The sequence below is a fragment of the Rhodopseudomonas faecalis genome, assembly GCF_003217325.1.
Classification (GTDB): Bacteria; Pseudomonadota; Alphaproteobacteria; order Rhizobiales; family Xanthobacteraceae; genus Rhodopseudomonas; species Rhodopseudomonas faecalis.
Genome location: NZ_QJTI01000002.1, coordinates 316,183 through 335,547, shown reverse-complemented (window position 1 = coordinate 335,547; position 19,365 = coordinate 316,183). Strand labels below are relative to the sequence as shown.

Genomic DNA, 19,365 nt, shown 5'->3' with positions numbered 1-19,365 from the left:
CGCCTGCGCTCGCAAACTCCTCATCTACGCAAACACCGTCGTCCAGCGCGGCTCGCCATGGGTCGAAAACCACACCGCGCTCTAATGGTTGCTACAATCGCACTACCTGCACAACTGGCCGCGGGCGCGGTAGATGTTGAACAGATAGACCGCCCTTGGATTGATGGTGCCCTCGTCAGGCGAGATCAGCGGCAGATCATGCGGCACCAGCAGCGCGAACTGCCGGCCCCATTCATAGGCCCACTGCATGCCGTCCAGCGCCAGCACCTCGTCGTCATAACGCGGCTGCCGGCCGGTGCGCACTTCGGACACGCCACGGCGAAAGGCATGGCTGCCGACAATGATGTCGGCCGATACCAGATCGGGATCGGCCTGCTTGGGCACGCTGTCGGATGCGATCTCGCTCACCATCGACCTCCATCAGACCTCATCGGCAGCAGCGATGTAGCGCAGTCGTTGCATGGCGCAATGGTATTTTTGGCCGAGTAGTTCGGCATCGTACAACTATCCTTGATCGCAGCGGCGCTGTTGCTGTTGCGAATGTTTGGCATGGCGCAGCAACGACCTCAGCGGAGCGACGCTTTTGCAGCCAAAACCAAGCCTTTTGGCGCGATCGCCGCCGCTGTGCAGTGCAGCAAAACGGCTTTGAAAAATACCTTACAACCAAAGTTAAATAACATCGCCAGTAGCAGGGTATAGGCAACGTTATGCGGTTACGGCATGGTGCAGTTCAGTTTAACGCTGCTGACAGAAACTCAAATCAATCAGCGCTCAACGGCTACCCGACGCAAAGAATCCTTGCTACGTTTTTTCCACAAGTTGATTTGGAACGGGTGCGCTGTGCTCAGCAAAAAACTTGACGAATTCTTTTCGGCTCACCCCGTCGAGACCATCGCCGCCGCCGTAGGCGTCTTCATTGTCGCTATCGGCGTCCTGCTCGGTTCGCAAACCGGCTGGATCTGGTTTTCTGGACAATTGTTGGCAATCGCTGGAGCCGGTCTGGCTGCGATCGCCATTGCCTGGACCTTTGGCCATGCCTCGTCGGAAACGCGCGTCACCGGACACATCGCAGTGCTGGCGCGGCAGCTCGAACTGTCCACCGGACAGATCCGCAAATCCGTGCGTCATGGCCTTGAGGACCAGCAGCATCCGGCGATCTATTTCGGCCAGATCGAACAGAGCATCGCCAATGTCAGCGGCGTGATCCGCGAGCTGGGCAAGCTCACCGGCGAGACCATGCTGCAAGGCTGCGAGGCGGTGAAGGTGCGCTCGCTGCTGGAAGAGTTCGATCATCTGCTCGACGCGCAGCCGATGTCCGACAACAGCAGCATCCAGCCGCTGCTGTCGACCATGCGCACCAATGTCCATGACCTGTTGCACCGGCTCGATCAGGGCGGCAACGCGCAGGCGAGCGCGGCGGCGGCCGGCAGCGAAGCCTCGCGCAAGATCGGCACCGCCACCGAGCGCTGCCCGAATTGCCGCAAGGAAGTCAGCTTCCAGATCGGCATCAATCCGGGCGACAGCGCCACCCCGACCTGCGAGCATTGCAAGCAGCGCTTCCATGCCCATCGTGCCACCAATGGCGCGGTGTTCGTGCGCAGCCGCGGCGCCTCGCACGCCACCGTCGCCGTCACCGCGGCCTGCCCGGTGTGCGCCTCGCGCATTCCAGCCAATATCGATGAAGGCCAGACCGAGAGCGAAGTGCGGTTCTGTTTCTCGTGCGGCGCCAAGGTCGGCATCGATCCGGTCAGCCATGAGTGCAGCCTGATCGCCAAGAAAGACAAGCTACGCGGCCGCTTCGACGACGCCGGCGTGTTCGTGTGCGATCATTGCGGCGAGCCGACCGTGCTGCTGACCGCCAATGCGCAAGGCACTTTTGGCATCTGCCGCAAGGACGATGCGCTGGTGGTGATGCCGTCGAGCGACAGCCGCGGCCCCGGCCGTAGCGCCGCCTAAAAATCCCGAACAGCTTTGATCTGTCGCCCGGCAGATCAACGATCAAGCAGCGACGCGGACCGATGGTCCGCCTCGCGCGATGCGCAAGCCGACATTCGCCGATCCAATCTCCGCTAGATGGATGCTCGCTTAGACGGTGTTCGCTGAGCAGCCAATTTACTGAGCCGATGTTCGCTCAGCGAGGCGTCAACCCTACGGGCAACTACCAGGTTGGCTTGCGCAAGCCCCATTGCCTGCCTCGGCCAACGAAATCTTCATCCCTCGCCAACACGATTATCGCGCAGCAGCGACACCAGCACACCGCGGCGCCGGACCGCTGCCGACTTGCGGAGTTGACGAGAAAGCGCACCCATGAAGCTCAATCGGATCGCCTACAAGCTCGGCTTCGCCGGTCTTGCCGGGCTGGTGCTGTCGCTGGCGATGTCCGCCAATCAGATGACATCCGAAATCGCCATCAACCGATCGAATGACCGCGCTGAGGTGCAGCAAACGATCTCCGGCAATTTGCTCGAGGCTGATATCGCGCTGCGCCGCATGCAGCTGTCGATAAGCATCATCCGGCTGGCGAAGACGCCGGCCGATGTGCAAACCGAAGCCAAGTCGTTGCAGCAGGCCGAAGAAGGCACCATCAAGCATCTCGACGCCGCGATCGGCCAGATCGAACAGGCCGACAGCCTGGCGCAGCTCAGGTCGATCAAGGTGCTTGCCACCGAGTTCGGCGAGCACGCCAAGGCGGTGGTGCAGGAGCAACTGCGCACGCTGGAAATTCTCGATAGCCGGCGCACCATCACCGAAGAATGGCGCCGCGCCATCAGTTCCGGGCTGGAACAGCCGGCGATGCTGGCGTCCGCCAACCATGCCGAAATCGTCAAGGTGCTGCATCACGCCGATGCGCTGTTCAACATGCTCGACGCCGCGACCTGGCGGTTCGGCGCCACCAGCGAGACCGAGCAGAAGCTGATCATCGAGCGGCTGCCGAATGACCTCAACGCCGCGCTGACCAAGCTGCGCGAACTGTTGGACGATCCAGAGTTCATCGCCGACGTTGATTTCATGAACGCGATCCTGACTGGGTATTACGACGTGTCGTCGGACGCGGTCGCCAATGATCTGCGCAAGCGCGCGCTGATCGAGCTGAACGCAACGCCGACCGGCGACCAGGCAATTCAGAAAATGCGCGCCGCGGTCAGCGAAGCCGCCAAGCTGTCCGATCAGGCCAAGACCGCTGCCAAAAGCGATCTCAGCTCGGCCAACCGCGTCAATTTCGGCATCGGCCTTGCGGTGATGGCGTCGCTGCTGGTGTCGATGGTGTTCGGCTTCATCAGCGTGTCGCGTCCGCTGATGCGGCTCAACGGTGCGCTCGGCAAGATGGCCGGCGGCGAGCTTGATGTGCATATTCCCGGCGCGACGCGCGGCGACGAAATCGGCGATATCGCCAAGACCGTGGTGGTGATCCGGCAAAACGCCGCCAAGCGCGCCCAGGAGGAAGCCGAAGCGCTGGCGGAGCAAGATCATCGCGCACGCGAGCAGCGCAAGCAGGATATGCATCGCCTGGCCTCGGAATTCGAGAATGCCGTGTGTCAGATCGTCAATCGGGTGTCGACGGCGTCGGCCGAACTCGAGGGCGCCGCGCGCCGGCTGACCTCGACTGCCGAACAGACCGAGCGGCTGACCGCCTTCGTCGCAGAGGCGTCCGAACAGGCCACCGCCAATGTGCAATCGGTGGCGACCGCCTCCGAGCAAATGGCGTCGTCGATCACCGAAATCGGCCGCCAGGTGCAGGATTCCACCCAGATCGCCGGCGCCGCCGTGCAGCAAGCCCATCTCACCAACGATCAGATCACGCAGCTCGCGCAAGCCGCGAGCCGGATCGGCGACGTGGTCGAACTGATCAACACCATTGCCGGCCAGACCAATCTCTTGGCGCTGAACGCTACCATCGAGGCGGCCCGCGCTGGTGAGGCTGGCCGCGGCTTTGCGGTGGTCGCCTCGGAAGTGAAAGCGCTGGCCGAGCAGACCGCGCGCGCGACCGGCGAAATCAGCCAGCAGATCAGCGGCATCCAATCGGCGACCGATCATTCGGTCGCGGCGATCCATGAGATCGGTGCGACCATCGCCAAAATGTCGGAGATCGCCTCCACCATCGCTTCGGCGGTCGATCAACAGGGCATCGCCACCCAGGACATTTCCAGCAATGTCCAACAGGCCGCGCAGGGCACCACGCAAGTCAGCGCCAAGATCTCCGACGTGCAGCGCGGCGCCAGCGAGACCGGATCGGCATCGACCCAGGTGCTGAACGCCGCACGCATCCTGTCGGCCGACAGCGATGCCTTGCAGCGTCAGGTCGCGGCGTTCCTTGAGACAGTGCGCGCCGCTTAAGCGATTAGGCTTCAACGAACACCCACCAATGTCCGCGCTGGTCGCGGGCATTGTCGTCTTGCAGCGGCCCTACCAACGCAAGTGGCCGGGACGAGCCCGGCCATGACACGTGGATCGGTGTGGTTTGAAATCAGTGATCGAGTTCGCCGACCCGCGTCGACTGATAGAGCTCGTAGCCGATCTTATTGGCCAGCTCGATTTCGGTTTCGAGGAAGTCGATGTGATGTTCCTCGTCCTTCATCAGCTTCTCGAACAGATCGCGTGACACATAGTCCTTGACGCTCTGACAATAGGTGGCCGCTTCCTGATAGAGCGCGCGCGCCCCAAGTTCGGCCTGCAGATCGGCTTCCAGCACTTCGCGGACATTTTGGCCGATATGCAGCGGATCGAGCACCTGCATGTTCGGATGGCCTTCCAGGAAGATGATGCGGTCGGTCAGCAGGTCGGCATGTTCCATCTCCTCGATGGACTCCTTGCGCCAGACCTTGGCCATGTCCTTCAGACCCCAGTTCGCGAGCAGCCGATAATGCAGCCAGTATTGGCTGATGGCGGTCAGTTCGCTGCGCAGTCCCTTGTTGAGATATTCGATGACCTTCGCGTCGCCTTTCATGTCGCCTCTCCACTTGGCCGCGCGGCTCGGCGCGGCGCTCTCCACCTCCCCCTAGGTTAGGTGGGGAACCGGGTGACGACAACAAGGAATACGAAGCGATTGCATATTCGCCGCAGGCCCCAAGTTCCAGTGCGATGCCGCGGCGTGATCAGGCCGCCTCCTCGGCCAGCTGAAAATCGAGCGGTGCGGCGCGCCGTTCCAGGCCGTCCCCGGCTGCGGCGATGGCAGCATCGGCCGGCCCCATGGTCTCGTTCATGATGCGCTTGATGGTGCGCGCACAGCGGCCGCATTGCCGGCTACAGCCCAGGCAGCCATAGACGTCGCTGGTGGTGAGAGGGTCCTCGGCGGTTTGGACCACGCTGCGGACGTCGTGGTCGGTCAGGACATTGCATGAGCACACAATCATGAAGAGCTGTCTTCCCCATTCTTGCGCCGGCTGCGCCGGCGGCCCCACATATTGCCATTGATAATGATACCGATACGCAACAAAACCGTGCAGTGCAAAGGATGAAGCGGTAATCTGAAGCTATTCCAAAACGCCGCCGGTATCTTGATCTCGCTCAAACTCGCGACTGGGTCGCAACAACCTGGCGCTATTCACGGCGGCATGGCGCGATCGGGCGCGTTGATCGTCCGCCCCAGGTCCCCCCTCTCGCCCGGGTGCCGTCCTCTGGCCGGCTGCGGGGGCTGCGTTGTCGGCCTCCCGGGGGCCAAGACGGCAGCGGTTCAAACGGAACGAGCCACGCCGGCCTCCCGCAAACGGGCGACCGGCGCGTTCCTTGGCCGCCCCACATGCGGCAACGGCATTCATTCACCGTTCAACTGTTCCGTGCTGAAATCGCCGCCATGAGGTGCCGGGGTGAAAGCTCGCAGGCATTTCGAGCCAGGAGTGTTCAGCCGTGAACAAGACGATTTTGGCCGTGACGGCCGCAGCCACCCTCGCCATGACCGCGCTGGCGGCGCCGGCGCCGGCACAAGCCCATGACGGTTTCGGCGTCGGGCTGGCCGCAGGGCTGCTCGGCGGCGCGCTGGTCGGCGGCGCCTTCGCCGGCCCCGGCTATTATTACGGGCCGAGCTACTATTACGGACCGAGCTATGTGGTGTCCCCGGGCTATTACAGCGACTGCTATTGGCAGCGGCAGCGGTTTTGGGACGGCTATGGCTGGCGGATTCGCAATGTGCGGGTCTGCGGCTGACGCCCGGACGCAACAGTGCTTCAGTTCCCGCATCGCAACCGCTTTGCGGTTTGACCTTTGCAGTTTGACATCGGCCCGAAAAACACCTTTTTTGAAAGGCAATGAGCCGACGCTGGTGCCGCGAGGTTGACGATCTTCGGAATTGCCCGGAGCCTGTCGAGACCCCACAAGCGTATGACCAACCCGGCGCCGATTCGCGGCGCCACTCCAGGAGAGCCACTCAATGAAGAAGACAGTTTCCGCTCTGCTCGCGGTTGCAACGGTCGCCGGATCGCTGGTGGCCATCGCTCCGGCCGCCAAGGCCGACGGAGGGCAGATTGCCGCTGGCGTCGCCGGCGGCCTGATCGGCGGCGCGCTGCTCGGCAGCGCCATCGCCAGCAGCCGCCCGGCCTATGCCGCGCCGGCCCCGGTCTATGTCGAGGAACCGCCGCCGTGCCGCGTGGTGCGCGAACGTTTCTGGGATGACTATCGCGGCGTCTGGCGTACCCGCCGCGTCGAGGTTTGCGATTAATCGAATCGCGCCGGCTGCTTGAGCCGCGCGGTTTGTTGCAGTGGTCTACCTGGAGCCGGGTCGCGCAAGTGGCCCGGCTTTTGGTTTTGTGGGCTTTTGGTTTTCTGGCTCGGCTTGCAGGCTCGGCTGGCTTGTCTGATGCCGCGCGTCAGCGCGCGCGCTGCAGCGCCTGCAGCACCGAAACGCTCGGCCAGCAATCGACCTTCAGCCCGGCCGCCTTCTGATAGGCGCCGAGCGCGGCGCGGGTCTGCATCCCGGCCTTGCCGTCGAGCTTGTCGGCATAGAGCCCGAGCCGCGTCAGATGGCGCTGCATCGCCTCGACATCCTTGCTGCGCAGCTGCGTGGTCGCGGCCCAGGGCGTCGCAAAGGGCTGCGGATCGCGAATCCGGTCGGCGACGTGGCCGACGAACAGCACATAGAGATCGGAGAAATTGTATTCCTTGATCACGAAGTAGTTCTTGGTGGTCAGGAATGACGGGCCATAGATGCCCTCTGGCTGCAGCAGCGACGCCGGCTGCGCCTGCTCGGCGGCGCTGAGCCGTTGGCCGCGCACCGGCACAAAACCCTGGCGCAGCCATTCGCCGATCGGTCGGCTCACTTCCGGCACGCCGAGCGTGCAATCGACATTGGCGGGCGCGCGCACCTCATAGGCCCAGCGCACCCCGCTCTGCCAACCCTTGTTGGCGAGCTGCTGCGCCGCCGAGGCCAAGGCGTCGGGCACCGAATGCCAGATGTCGATCCGGCCATCGCCGTCAAAATCAACGCCGTGCTTATAGAATTCCGAGGGCAGAAACTGCGTCAGCCCGGTGGCGCCGGCCCATGACGAGCGCAGATTACCGCGCGCGGCGTGGCCTTCCTGCACGATCTTCATCGCCTCGATGAATTCGACTTGGTACTGCTCCTTGCGCCGGCCGACATAGGCCTGGGTGGCGAGCACCCGCATCAGATCATAGGGCAGCCGGTAGCGGCCGAAATCGGTCTCGCGGCCCCAGATCGCCAGCACCACCGTGGCCGGCACGCCGAATTGCCGCTCGATGCGATCGAGCGTGGCGCGGTGCTGCTGCAACAGCCGCTGGCCATAGGACGCCAGACGGCTGATGGTGGTTTCCTTGAGATAGTCGGCCGGAACCTGCACGAACTCGGCCTGCGACGGCGCGCCGGTTTTCGGCCGCCCGGGCAGAATGAGATCAGGCAGCTTGTAGTCGGGCTCAAGCCCGGCGGTGATCGCCTCGAAAGTGGCGCGCGAAATGCCGGCATCGCGCGCCTGCGGCCACATCGAAGCCAGGAAGCCGTTGAAGCCGGCATCGGCCGCCGCGGCGGCACGCGGCCATTGGCCGAGCACCACACACAGCAGCAGCGCAACAATGACGATGTGGATGCGACGTGTCATCACCGGCCAGGGTGCCAGAAGCGTTGTCCGCAAACTAGCACCCAGGCCGGAGCTCCTCAATGATGATGCCCGCCGCTGTCGCGCGCGACCGCGTCATTGGACAGCTTGTCGACATAGGCGATGCCGATCGCCGACAGGATGAATACCGTATGGATGATGGTCTGCCACATCACGCCTTCGGCGGTGTAGTTCGAGGTGCGGCCCGGGGCACCAAGGCCGCCGGCTTCGATGAAGGTGCGCAACAGATGGATCGAGGAAATGCCGATGATCGCCATCGCCAGCTTGATCTTCAGCACGCTGGCATTGACGTGGCCAAGCCATTCCGGCTCGTCCGGATGACCTTGCAGATTGAGCCGCGACACAAAGGTCTCGTAGCCGCCGACGATCACCATCACGAGGAGGTTGGAGATCATCACCACGTCGATCAGGCCGAGCACCACCAGCATGATCTGCTGCTCGCTGAAATCGAACGAATGCGCAATCAGGTGCCACAGTTCCTTGAGGAACAGCACCACATAGACGGCTTGTGCAACAATCAGGCCGACATAGAGCGGCAATTGCAGCCAGCGGGAACCGAAGATCAGCACCGGGATCGGCCGCATCGGCAGTCTCTTCGGGGGCAATGGGGTTTCGGGAGTCGTGGACATTGAGAGGGCTCTCGCAAATTGGATTTTCATCAGTAGTGACAAGCAAACGCGGGCTTATACCTGATCGCAGCAGACACGATCATGGCGCGTTTACGCGGCAACTGGCCGCAGTGCGGAACGGCAACTAACGGGTGGCGACGATGAACAGCCGCGGGAAGCGCAGCAGCACCTTGCCGTCGGCCTGCGGCAGATAGGCGGCCGCAATCCGCGCGGTGTAGGCGGCGATGAAGTTCTTGCGCTCCGGCAGATCGAGCGGATCGACAAACGGCCGCAGCCCGGTGCCTTTCAGCCATTCGACGATCTCGATCGCGCTGTCGAGCGGGTGGTTATAGATGGTGTGCCAAATCTCAAGCCGACTGCACAGCGGCTTCAGCGCGTCATAATAGACGCTCGGCTTCGGCAATTGATCACGCGTTTCCGCGGCCTTCGACAATTGCTCGCGCCACGGCTCCTGCATCGCCACTTCGCGCATCAGGACATGTGACGGTTCGTCAAGATTGTCCGGCATCTGCACCGCCAGCACGCCGCCCGGCCCGAGCGCGCCCAGCAGCCGCTGCATGTGCTTGAGGTGGTTCGGCACCCAATTGAGCACGGCGTTGGCGAAGATCACTTCGGTGCCGACCGGCGCTACCCAATGGGCGATATTGGCTTCGATAAAGTTGTGCCCCGGCAGCCGCTCGCGGGCTTGGCGCAGCATGTCGGCCGAGGTGTCGACGCCGGTGACCTTGGCCTGCGGCCAACGCTTGACCAGCAATTCGGTGGAGTTGCCGGGCCCGCAGCCGATGTCAGCGACCCGGCGCGGATCATCGAGCCGGATCTGCGCCAGCAGGTCGCGCGCTGGACGCGTACGCTCATCCTCGAACCTCAGATACTGCTCGGCACTCCAGTCAGCCATTCTCGATACTGTCCTTGCCTCCGCGGGATTCAGCGCTGGAAAGCTATTGATCCCCCTCGATATTGCAATATCCCGCGATGATCACCGAATCGTTGCCGTTTGAGAGATTGCGACGATCGAGGACCGAATGCAGTCGCTATCGCGCGGGCGTCGTTGCCGGGGTGATGCGTTGATCGGTCGCGGCGCTTGAAAAGCGCATCTTGCGATGACACGGCGGCGTGTCGATCGCGGCCGCAGCAGGCGGCGGTTGGAACAAATTCGGTGCCATGCTCCGGTCTGGCGTCGAAGCACCAGACCGGACACGCTATGGCGGTTACCGCGTCAGCTTCTTGTACTTGGCGCGGTGCGGGATGATGGCGTCCTGGCCGAGCCGGCGCATCTTGTCCTTCTCGTAGTCCTGGAAGTTGCCTTCGAACCACTCGACATGACTGTCGTCCTCAAACGCCAGGATGTGGGTGGCGATACGGTCGAGGAACCAGCGGTCGTGGCTGATGATCACGGCGCAACCGGCGAAATCCTCGAGCGCTTCTTCCAGCGCGCGCAGCGTGTCGACGTCGAGGTCGTTGGTCGGTTCGTCGAGCAGCAGCACGTTGGCGCCGGACTTCAGCATTTTGGCGAGATGCACGCGGTTGCGCTCACCGCCCGACAGTGAGCCGACCTTCTTCTGCTGGTCGCCGCCCTTGAAGTTGAAAGCGGAGCAATAGCCGCGCGAATTCACTTCCTTCTTGCCGAGCAGGATCAGCTCGTTGCCGCCGGAGATTTCCTCCCACACCGTCTTCTTGGCGTCGAGTGCGTCACGCGACTGGTCGACATAGCCAAGACGCACCGTCTCGCCGATGGTGATGGTGCCGGAATCCGGCTTCTCCTGCCCGGTGATCATCCGGAACAGCGTGGTCTTGCCGGCGCCGTTCGGGCCGATCACACCGACGATGCCGCCCGGCGGCAGCTTGAAGGTAAGATTGTCGATCAGCAACCGATCGCCAAAACCCTTGGTCAGGCCATCGAAGTCGACGACATTGGCGCCAAGCCGCTCCGCCACCGGAATGATGATCTGCGCGGTCTGGGTCTGCTTCTCGGAGGCCTTGGCGAGCAATTCCTCATAGCGCTGGTAGCGCGCCTTGGACTTGGCCTGACGCGCCTTCGGCGAGGCCGCGATCCATTCCTGTTCGCGCTCGAGCGTCTTCTGGTGGGCTGCATCCTCGCGCCCCTCCTGCTCCAGGCGCTTCTGCTTCTGCACCAGCCAGGACGAGTAGTTGCCCTCGTAGGGAATGCCACGGCCGCGGTCGAGCTCGAGAATCCAGCCGGTGACGTTGTCGAGGAAGTAACGGTCGTGGGTGACGATCAGGATCGCGCCCGGGTAGTTACGCAGATGGCTTTCCAGCCACGACACCGATTCGGCGTCGAGATGGTTGGTCGGTTCGTCGAGCAGCAACAGATCGGGCTGATCGAGCAACAGCTTGCACAGCGCGACGCGGCGGCGCTCACCGCCCGACAGCTTGGTGACGTCGGCATCGTCCGGCGGGCAGCGCAGCGCGTCCATCGCCTGATCGACCTTGCTGTCGAGATCCCACAGCCCCGCGGCCTCGATCTGGTCCTGCAGCTGCGTCATCTCGTCGGCGGTTTCCTCGGAATAGTTCATCGCCAGTTCGTTGTAGCGATCGAGGATCGCCTTCTGCTTGGCGACGCCGAGCATGACGTTTTCGCGCACGGTGAGCGCCGGATCGAGCTGCGGCTCCTGCTCGAGATAACCAACGCGGGCGCCTTCGGCGACCCAGGCCTCGCCGGTGTATTCCTTGTCGATCCCGGCCATGATCTTGAGCAGCGTCGACTTGCCGGCGCCGTTGACGCCGAGCACGCCGATCTTGGCGTCCGGATAGAACGACAAATGGACGTTATCGAGCACCTTGCGGGTCGGGTAGGCCTTGGTCAGACCCTGCATGAAATAGACGAACTGGCGAGCCATCTTGATCCTTGAAGATGCGATCCCTGAGAACCTTGGAATGTGCGGGGGTGTTGGCGCTGATGTAGCGGGGCCGTCTGCAAAGGGCAACCCGCCGCCCTGACCGTTAACGGATCGTTCAACATATCGGCGTCTGCTGGAGCCATACAGACGATTTGGAATGCTCCTTCACCGAGCCGGCGAAAGCTGATCGCAGACGTTCGGCATTGCGCGCGCATTTCGCGCTGTTTGAGCCGCACCCGACATGGCCCTCGTCACGCCCACCGCCCCGCCAAACCCGGACTCACATCTGGACGATAACGTACGCCTGATCGACGAAATCCGCGATTTCTGGCGGCAATTTTTCGTGGCGGCGTTCAACCCGTATCAGCCGGAGCGCCACTACATGCGCGGCCCCGGACCGGCATGGCGCGCCAAGCATGACAACGAAACCGAGACGCCCGAATGACGGAGCTGGCCCGCGCGGCTTTCAGCGCGGGCACCGGTGTCGTCACGCGAACGGGGCGGCCTTCGCGCGGGACACTCTCACCTCAGAACGATATCGTCCGGCACAAAAGCAAACTGCGGTCCTGGAGGACCAGAACCGCAGCTGTGGTTAGCGGATGGTGACCGGCGCCGGCAGCGGCGGCACATTGGTCGGCGAGGTGCCGGCCGTGGGCGCCATCTGCGCGGTCGGCAGCTGCCCCTGCGGCACCGCGCCAGGTGCTCCAGGGGCTGCGGCGGGAGCCAAAGCCGGCTGCGGCGGCGTGGCATTGGCGCTGGCGCCGGGCGGCGGACCGCCGGGCATCACCACCACGCGGGTGCCGACCTTCACGCGATCGAACAGATCGGAGACGTCCTCATTGAGCATGCCGATACAGCCCGACGATACGAACTTGCCGATCGTCGAGGGCTGGTTGGTGCCGTGAATGCGGTACACGGTCGAGCCGAGATACATGGCGCGCGCGCCCATCGGATTGCCCGGACCGCCCGCCATGAAGCGCGGCAGATAGGGCTGGCGCTCGATCATCTCGGTCGGCGGGTGCCAATCCGGCCATTCCGCCTTGCGCGACACTTTTTGCACGCCGTTCCAGGTAAAACCGTCGCGGCCGACGCGCACGCCGTAGCGGATGGCGCGGCCATTGCCGAGCACGAAATACAGATGGGTGTTGGAGGTATCGACCACGATGGTGCCGGGCGGCTCCTTGGTCTGGAACGCGACCTCCTGCCGGCGCAGATGCGGCGGCAATTGCTTGGGCGCATCAAGCTCCGGCTGTTCTTCCGGCGGCAGCGCCGACACCGACATGGCGCGGCCATCCGGACCGGGAGCCCCGGCCGGCGGCGCGCCATTGGCCACACCGCCCTGCGGAGCACCGCCCACGGCCTCCGGCGGACGCAGCGAGCGCGGGTCATCATGGGGCGCCCCGGCCGCAGCCGGACGGTCGGAATAGATCACCGGCGGCGGACCGGCCGGACGGCCGTAACGCGGATCATCGGGCGACAGAATCGGGCCCTGCGGCGCGCCCTGAGCGCCGGAATAAGCGGGCGGCGCGGCGGGACGGCCATAGCGCGGATCATCCGGCGACAGGATCGGGCCTTGCGGCACCGCGGCCTGCCCCTGCATCGGGGCTGGCGCGCCCGCGGGGCGGCCATAACGCGGATCGTCCGGCGACATGATCGGGCCCGGCGCCGGCAGCGCCATCGAGCCCGGACCGCGGCCGCCGTCCTCATCGTCGAGCGCATCGAAGTCCGGCATCGCGTCGGGACGTCGGTAGTCAGGCGATGCCGCACCGCCCGCATAGGGCGGCGGCGAAGTGTAGGTCCCGGGCGCAGGAAGGTTGCTTTGCGCGCCAGCGAGTGTGGAGGCGGCAGCGCCGCCCGCAAGGGCCGCAAAAACCGTCAAAATGCGTTTGATCGTCATTACTTTTCTATAAACCCCAAGCGACACCGGATCGTTAAGGGGGATTGGCGGAGGATCACGGCGCATTCAAGACAATTTCCGCGATTCGTGGCGAATTTCATCATAATGTCCGGAACTTGAGCGAATTGTGAAAGCGACCGACGCCGTGGCTAAGCGACGCTGACGCCGATGGTCGCGCAAATTTTCGGCAAGGCTGGCGGCCATTGCGCTATCCTTAAAGAGCCCTGATTCGTGGTGCAGCATGTCTTTGCCGCCACTCTGGGCGCGTTGCGTTGCCACCGAGTTCCCGTTTGTTTCCAGCATCTTCGCTCCGGCGAAGCGAGAACGAGACTGATGCTTCCCGGACTGCGTTTTCTGTTTGCGGCCGTTGTTCTATCGCTGTCGATGCTGGTGTTCGGCCTCGGCGCGGCGGCGTTGCTGCGGGCCTCGCATGACCGCTTTGTCTCCACCCCGAAAATTCGCTCGGCGCCGCCGCCGCTGTTGGCGCAGCATGCCGAGCCAGCCACCCCGACCCTCAGCTTGCTGCGCGTCGAAGACCCGGCGGCCGCCACCGACTCGGCGCTGGCAACCGCCACCGACGCCGTCGCCGCCGAGTCCACGCTGACGCCGGAAGACACCCAGGCGGCCCATAGCATCGCCGCTGCCCCGTCCGCCCAGCCGGAAGACCTCAAGCAGGCAGAAGCGCCGGCCACGACCATGGCGCCCCCGGAGGCGCCGGTTGCCCCGACTTCCGACAGCGCTGCGCCGGCTGCCGTCACCGCCTCGTCGCCGGTCGAGCCAAGCGCCGCTGCCAATCCCTCTGAAAGCAAGGCTTCTGAAAGCAAGGCTTCTGAAAGCAAGGCTTCTGAGAACAACGCTGCCGAGGCCGCCGCCACAGAGGTCGCCCCCGCAGCGCAGCCCGACGCCGCAGCCAAGAGCAACGATGCCCCCTCGGTGGCAACGCTCAGCGAAGAGGCTGTGCCGGTGCCGCCGCGGCTGCCGGTAGCGCGTCCGGTGATCCGCACCAGCAAGCCCAAGGCGCGGCGTGTCGCGCATAAGCGCAAGCATGTGGTGCGCCGGCGCGTGGCCGTGCCGACCGCCGCCGAGCAGAGCTTCCTGCCCGGCTTCGGCGGCAGTTAGTTCTTAAGATAATCCGATCCGACGAAGCCGGCCTCAGGCCGGCCCGGTGGCGAGTGCCGGCCCGTCCGGCAGGCCCCATTCGGCCCAGGAGCCGTCGTAAAGCGCGGTGCGATCAACGCCGAGCCGCGCCAAAGCCAGCGTGATCACCGCCGCGGTGACGCCTGAGCCGCAACTGGTGACGATCGGCCGATTAAGATCGACCTTGGCGGCGGCGAAGATCGCGCGCAGCTCGTCCGGCGATTTCAGCGTGCCATCGGCAGCGATCAGCTCATTGAACGGCACGTTAAAACTGCCCGGAATCCGGCCGGAGCGGCGCCCCGGCCACGGCTCGGCGACCGCGCCTTCAAAACGCTCGCGCGAGCGGGCATCGACCACCTGCTCAGCGCCACTGTCGAGATTGGCGATCAGCTGCTCGATGCGCCGCAGGCGCTCCGGCTCAAATTGCGGCGTCAGGGTTGCGGCGCTGATCGCCGGCGCGCCGCTGGCAATGGCGCGACCCTCGGCCTGCCATTTCGCCAGCCCGCCCTCGAGCACCCGCACCTCGGCCAAGCCGTACAGCTTGAACATCCACCAGGCGCGCGGCGCGCCGAGATAATCGCCGGCGTCATAAACCACCATGCGGCAACCATCGCCGACGCCGAGCGCGCCGACCTGCTCCGCGAACTCCTGCGGCGACGGCACCATATGCGGCAGCGAGGTTTCCGGATCGGCAATGGCGTCAATGTCGAAGAACGCCGCGCCCGGCAGATGACGCTCGGCGAATTGCTCGGCCGCGGTCGGCGGCCGCATCGCCGGCATCCGGAACGACGCATCGAGAATGCGCAGCTTGGGGTCATCGAGATGGGCGGCGAGCCAGTCGGTCGAGACCAGCGGAGCGGAAGGAAACGTCATCGGGTTCGTCCATCAGCAGGAAAAGGACCAGGGCGCGCCGGAACGGATCGCCGCTGATCGACATCGCATGGCGGTGCGATCGTCTCAATCAGTCTCAATCAGCCTCAATCAGTCTCAATCAGTCTTGGGTCGTTTCGGCGGCGGCATTTCGATCGGCCCGCCAACCTCGCACCAGGCGGCAAAGCCACCGGCGATATGAGCGACCGGCCGCAGTCCCATATCCTGCGCCGTTTTCGCTGCCAGTGCCGAGCGCCAACCACCGGCGCAATACAGCACGAACTTCTTGTCCTGCTGGAAGATCGGCTTGGCGTAGGGGCTGTCCGGATCGATCCAAAATTCCAGCATGCCGCGTGTGCAGGAGAACGAGCCGGGGATGCGCCCTTCGCGCTCGATCTCACGCGGATCGCGGATATCGACCAGCACCACGTCATCCTGTCCCGCGATCGCCATCGCCTCGGCCGCGCTCAGCGTCTCGATCTCGGCATTGGCTTCGGCGAGCAGCGCTTTGATGCCGCGGGTGATGGTCTGAGGCATAGGGGACCCTTCTGTTGATTGCCGCTCACGTCGCCGCCTTGGCAGCGCGCTCCTTCTCCCCGCGGGCGGGGAGAAGGTCGGGATGAGGGGGCGTCTCAACAAAGTTATGACTTGGTGAGACGCCCCCTCACCCGCCGCGCAAGCGCGGCGACCTCTCCCCGCGCAGCGGGGAGAGGTGATCATCACTACCGCACCAGCTCGCGCATGGCGCTTTCCAGGCCCTCGATCGTGATCGGATACATCCGGCCGGAGAACAGCCGGCGGATCATGATGGTCGATTCCGAATAGTCCCAGTGCCGCTGCGCCACCGGATTGAGCCAGACCGCGTGCGGATAGGTATGCAGCACGCGCTGCAACCACACCGCCCCGGCCTCCTCGTTGACATGTTCGACCGAACCGCCCGGCACCATGATTTCATAGGGCGACATCGAGGCATCGCCGACGAACACCACCTTGTAGTCGTGCGGAAACTTATGCAGCACATCCCAGGTCGGCATGCGATCGCTGAACCGGCGCTTGTTCTGCTTCCACACGCCCTCATAGAGGCAGTTGTGGAAGTAGAAGTATTCCATGTGCTTGAATTCGCTCTTGGCGGCGGAGAACAGTTCTTCGACCTGCGCGACATGAGCGTCCATCGAGCCGCCGATATCGAAGAACACCAGCACCTTCACCGCATTGCGCCGCTCCGGCCGCATGTGGACGTCGAGATAGCCGTGATTGGCGGTCTCGCGAATGGTGGTGTCCAGATCGAGCTCGTCCGGCGCGCCGGTGCGCGCGAATTTGCGCAGGCGCCGCAGCGCGACCTTGATGTTGCGGATGCCGAGCTCGACATTGCCGTCGAGGTCCTTGAACTCGCGGCGGTCCCAGACCTTGACCGCGCGGCGATGCCGACTCTGGTCCTGGCCGATGCGCACGCCCTCGGGATTATAGCCATAGGCGCCGAATGGCGAGGTGCCGGCGGTGCCGATCCATTTGTTGCCGCCCTGGTGCCGTTCCTTCTGTTCCTTGAGCCGCTCGCGCAACGTCTCCATCAGCTTGTCCCAGCCCATGGATTCGATCTGCTTTTTCTCCTCCTCCGACAGATATTTTTCGGCGAGCTTTTTCAGCCATTCCGCCGGAATTTCAGACTTCTCCATCGCTTCCAGCAGGTTTTCCAGCCCCTTGAAAACCGTACCGAACACCCGATCGAATTTGTCGAGATTGCGCTCGTCCTTCACCAGCGTGGCGCGCGACAGATAATAGAAATGCTCGATCGAATAGCCGGCAAGATCGGCGTCGAGCGCTTCCATCAGCGTCAGATATTCGCGCAGCGTGACCGGCACCTGTGCATCACGCAGCGATGTGAAGAACTGAAGGAACATCTATGGTCCCGCGCCTCCGCGATGCACGTTGTTGCTATGCACGTCGTTGTCCTCCGCATGGGCCATGGCCGATGGCCGGCACCGCCGGTCAATAGCCGGCCGGCTGGCGCCTTGCGGCGCTTCTGGCCAAAACCCTGCCGCGCAGATTGCCAGTCCACGGCAGCGCGTCAAGAGCTGCTCCGCGCCCTGCGTCCCGAGCGGCATGCCGCGGCCCTCTCTGGACCTCGCCGTCATTTCCATTAGATTGCCAGCTCGCAGCGGCGGCGCAGAACCGCCTAACGCGAATGTCGCCCGATCAAGGCGGCACCATCAAGGTGGAGGAGCGCGGGCTTCCCGCTTGGAGAGACAGCACAGGGCACACTTCGGATGAAATTCACCGGCACTCAGAACTACGTCGCCACCGATGACCTCAAGGTCGCCGTCAACGCCGCGATCGTGCTCGAACGACCGCTGCTGGTGAAAGGCGAACCCGGCACCGGCAAGACCGTGCTGGCCGAGGAGGTGGCCAAGGCGCTGAACGCGCCGCTGCTGACCTGGCACATCAAATCGACCACCAAGGCGCAGCAGGGCCTGTATGAGTACGACGCGGTGTCGCGGCTGCGTGACAGCCAGCTCGGCGATCCGCGGGTGTCGGACATCCGCAACTACATCAAGCGCGGCAAGCTTTGGGAGGCGTTCACCAGCGAGCAGCGGCCGGTGCTGCTGATCGACGAGATCGACAAGGCCGACATCGAGTTTCCCAACGACCTGCTGCTCGAACTCGACCGCATGGAATTCCATGTCTACGAGACCGGCGAAACCATTCGCGCCGCGCGCCGCCCGATCCTGGTGATCACCTCCAACAATGAGAAGGAACTGCCCGACGCCTTTCTGCGGCGCTGCTTTTTCCACTACATCAAGTTCCCCGATGCCGAGACCATGCACCAGATCGTCGATGTGCATTTCCCGGGCATCAAGCAGCGGCTGGTGCAGGAGGCGCTCAAAATCTTCTTCGAGGTGCGCGACGTGCCAGGACTGAAGAAGAAGCCGTCGACTTCGGAACTGCTCGACTGGCTGAAACTATTGCTCAACGAAGACATGTCGCCGGAACAGCTGCGCGAACGCGATCCGCGCAAGCTGATCCCGCCGCTGCATGGCGCTTTGTTGAAGAACGAACAGGACGTGCACCTGTTCGAGCGGCTGGCGTTCCTCAGCCGCCGCGAGGTCTAATCAACGCAAGGTCTGACCGCCACTCCGCGCCAGTGCCCGGGAAAGTTGGGCGCTGGCTGCATAGCTCAAATGCTGGCGCCTCGCCCAAGGGCGAGCTGGCCTTGTTGAGCCGCTTGACTGCGCTGGGTTCTGGAACGCGCCGATCTTAAGAGCCGGCGCGGGCGCCTTTCAGCGACGGCGTGGCCAGGATCTCGAACGGCAGATCATCGGTCCACTGCGGGCGCAGCAGCACCTGACAGCCCTTTTCGAACGGCAGCATGCCGACCTGACGGTCGTCCTGGAGGATTTCGATCGCCCAGTTCCGGGACGCATGCGGATGCTTCTGCACCAGCCGCCGGATCACGGTCGCCGCGAACAAGGTCGCGTCGATATCATCATCGAGCGCCGCCCCGTCATGGCCGGGACCATCTACGCGGTTGATCGGGTCGCGAACGTGAAAGCGATAGAAAGGCATAGCGCTAGTACACACGGCCCTGTTGCGAAGAAAATGATGTGCATCAATTCACTTGCCCCGTAGAATCCGCAGGATGAACGTAGCGTTTCAGCGCTGTCCAGGTTCCTTGCGTCACCGGCCGCTGTGATTTGATCACGCCGACGACTGCCCGCTGCTCGCCCGTGGCGGTCGGTTTGCTTGGTGCCTGCCGCCTGTTGTTCGGCTGACCTCCCCTTCCCGTCAGCGCTAGTTGCCAGCTTCTCTCAAGCTCGGGCCTGGTTCGCCGAGTTCGCAGGCGTGTTCGCCCAACGAACGGGTTGCCACAACCCTCGCGATCAAAGAATCCCTTTTCCCGCAATTCGTTACTTAACTAT

Annotated in this window: 21 protein-coding genes; 7 read left to right on the top strand and 14 right to left on the bottom strand. The window is 63.8% G+C overall.

Annotated elements, in window-relative coordinates; all coding sequences use genetic code 11:
* Positions 1-102 precede the first annotated feature (102 nt).
* Together BJ122_RS03420 and BJ122_RS19515 are read right to left on the bottom strand one after the other, a co-directional pair.
* Positions 103-411 carry a hypothetical protein gene (locus tag BJ122_RS03420; protein WP_245407588.1) on the bottom strand — a complete coding sequence of 103 codons (309 nt, stop codon included), beginning with the start codon at positions 409-411 and terminating at the stop codon, positions 103-105.
* 390 nt (positions 412-801) lie between these two features.
* A complete protein-coding gene (locus BJ122_RS19515; protein WP_245407587.1) occupies positions 802-975 on the bottom strand; it encodes a hypothetical protein in 174 nt (57 codons plus the stop codon).
* Positions 976-978: 3 nt separating this feature from the next.
* On the opposite strand from BJ122_RS19515, the gene BJ122_RS03415 reads away from it, so the two are divergent.
* Together BJ122_RS03415 and BJ122_RS03410 are read left to right on the top strand one after the other, a co-directional pair.
* On the top strand, positions 979-1,956 hold the full coding sequence (locus BJ122_RS03415) for a hypothetical protein (RefSeq protein ID WP_245407586.1): 978 nt from the start codon (positions 979-981) through the stop codon (positions 1,954-1,956).
* A gap of 351 nt (positions 1,957-2,307) precedes the next feature.
* Complete coding sequence (locus BJ122_RS03410; RefSeq protein WP_110779748.1) at positions 2,308-4,335, top strand: methyl-accepting chemotaxis protein; 2,028 nt, start codon at positions 2,308-2,310, stop codon at positions 4,333-4,335.
* A gap of 130 nt (positions 4,336-4,465) precedes the next feature.
* On the opposite strand, the gene bfr is transcribed toward BJ122_RS03410, so the two are convergent.
* The gene (gene bfr, locus BJ122_RS03405) at positions 4,466-4,945 is read right to left on the bottom strand and encodes a bacterioferritin (RefSeq protein WP_110779747.1); all 480 of its coding nucleotides are present in this window, start codon (positions 4,943-4,945) and stop codon (positions 4,466-4,468) included.
* Between the two features lie 148 nt (positions 4,946-5,093).
* Positions 5,094-5,351: a (2Fe-2S)-binding protein gene (locus BJ122_RS03400; protein ID WP_110779746.1), complete on the bottom strand. Its 258-nt coding sequence runs from the start codon at positions 5,349-5,351 to the stop codon at positions 5,094-5,096.
* A 493-nt stretch (positions 5,352-5,844) separates the two neighbouring features.
* Here BJ122_RS03400 and BJ122_RS03395 point away from each other — a divergent pair, with 493 nt between their 5' ends.
* Together BJ122_RS03395 and BJ122_RS03390 are read left to right on the top strand one after the other, a co-directional pair.
* Positions 5,845-6,141 carry a hypothetical protein gene (locus BJ122_RS03395; protein WP_110779745.1) on the top strand — a complete coding sequence of 99 codons (297 nt, stop codon included), beginning with the start codon at positions 5,845-5,847 and terminating at the stop codon, positions 6,139-6,141.
* A 223-nt stretch (positions 6,142-6,364) separates the two neighbouring features.
* A complete protein-coding gene (locus BJ122_RS03390; protein WP_027277760.1) occupies positions 6,365-6,652 on the top strand; it encodes a hypothetical protein in 288 nt (95 codons plus the stop codon).
* Positions 6,653-6,800: 148 nt separating this feature from the next.
* Here BJ122_RS03390 and BJ122_RS03385 read toward each other — a convergent pair whose 3' ends face one another.
* From BJ122_RS03385 to ettA, 4 genes are all read right to left on the bottom strand, one after another.
* Complete coding sequence (locus BJ122_RS03385; protein WP_181418869.1) at positions 6,801-8,042, bottom strand: lytic murein transglycosylase; 1,242 nt, start codon at positions 8,040-8,042, stop codon at positions 6,801-6,803.
* A 56-nt stretch (positions 8,043-8,098) separates the two neighbouring features.
* Positions 8,099-8,689: a TIGR00645 family protein gene (locus BJ122_RS03380; RefSeq protein ID WP_103012774.1), complete on the bottom strand. Its 591-nt coding sequence runs from the start codon at positions 8,687-8,689 to the stop codon at positions 8,099-8,101.
* Between the two features lie 124 nt (positions 8,690-8,813).
* Positions 8,814-9,584 carry a trans-aconitate 2-methyltransferase gene (gene tam / locus BJ122_RS03375; RefSeq protein WP_110779744.1) on the bottom strand — a complete coding sequence of 257 codons (771 nt, stop codon included), beginning with the start codon at positions 9,582-9,584 and terminating at the stop codon, positions 8,814-8,816.
* 313 nt (positions 9,585-9,897) lie between these two features.
* Complete coding sequence (gene ettA / locus BJ122_RS03370; protein ID WP_110779743.1) at positions 9,898-11,547, bottom strand: energy-dependent translational throttle protein EttA; 1,650 nt, start codon at positions 11,545-11,547, stop codon at positions 9,898-9,900.
* Positions 11,548-11,788: 241 nt separating this feature from the next.
* Here ettA and BJ122_RS03365 point away from each other — a divergent pair, with 241 nt between their 5' ends.
* The gene (locus tag BJ122_RS03365; protein WP_110779742.1) at positions 11,789-11,992 is read left to right on the top strand and encodes a hypothetical protein; all 204 of its coding nucleotides are present in this window, start codon (positions 11,789-11,791) and stop codon (positions 11,990-11,992) included.
* A gap of 147 nt (positions 11,993-12,139) precedes the next feature.
* Here the strand turns inward: BJ122_RS03365 and BJ122_RS03360 are convergent, their stop codons facing one another.
* Positions 12,140-13,444, bottom strand: coding sequence for a L,D-transpeptidase (locus BJ122_RS03360; RefSeq protein ID WP_110779741.1), 1,305 nt, complete (start codon positions 13,442-13,444; stop codon positions 12,140-12,142).
* A 66-nt stretch (positions 13,445-13,510) separates the two neighbouring features.
* A complete protein-coding gene (locus BJ122_RS18945) occupies positions 13,511-13,747 on the bottom strand; it encodes a hypothetical protein (protein ID WP_146227149.1) in 237 nt (78 codons plus the stop codon).
* Positions 13,748-13,777: 30 nt separating this feature from the next.
* On the opposite strand from BJ122_RS18945, the gene BJ122_RS03355 reads away from it, so the two are divergent.
* A complete protein-coding gene (locus BJ122_RS03355) occupies positions 13,778-14,563 on the top strand; it encodes a hypothetical protein (protein WP_110779740.1) in 786 nt (261 codons plus the stop codon).
* Between the two features lie 33 nt (positions 14,564-14,596).
* Here the strand turns inward: BJ122_RS03355 and sseA are convergent, their stop codons facing one another.
* The 3 genes from sseA to BJ122_RS03340 form a co-directional block, all read right to left on the bottom strand.
* Complete coding sequence (gene sseA, locus BJ122_RS03350; protein ID WP_110779739.1) at positions 14,597-15,454, bottom strand: 3-mercaptopyruvate sulfurtransferase; 858 nt, start codon at positions 15,452-15,454, stop codon at positions 14,597-14,599.
* Between the two features lie 114 nt (positions 15,455-15,568).
* Positions 15,569-15,988, bottom strand: a complete 420-nt coding sequence (locus BJ122_RS03345) for a rhodanese-like domain-containing protein (protein WP_110779738.1) — start codon at positions 15,986-15,988, stop codon at positions 15,569-15,571.
* A gap of 185 nt (positions 15,989-16,173) precedes the next feature.
* On the bottom strand, positions 16,174-17,349 hold the full coding sequence (locus BJ122_RS03340; RefSeq protein ID WP_110779737.1) for a vWA domain-containing protein: 1,176 nt from the start codon (positions 17,347-17,349) through the stop codon (positions 16,174-16,176).
* Between the two features lie 366 nt (positions 17,350-17,715).
* On the opposite strand from BJ122_RS03340, the gene BJ122_RS03335 reads away from it, so the two are divergent.
* Positions 17,716-18,558 carry an AAA family ATPase gene (locus BJ122_RS03335; RefSeq protein WP_027277771.1) on the top strand — a complete coding sequence of 281 codons (843 nt, stop codon included), beginning with the start codon at positions 17,716-17,718 and terminating at the stop codon, positions 18,556-18,558.
* Positions 18,559-18,703: 145 nt separating this feature from the next.
* Here the strand turns inward: BJ122_RS03335 and BJ122_RS03330 are convergent, their stop codons facing one another.
* Positions 18,704-19,012: a DUF6894 family protein gene (locus BJ122_RS03330; protein WP_110779736.1), complete on the bottom strand. Its 309-nt coding sequence runs from the start codon at positions 19,010-19,012 to the stop codon at positions 18,704-18,706.
* Positions 19,013-19,365 lie beyond the last annotated feature (353 nt).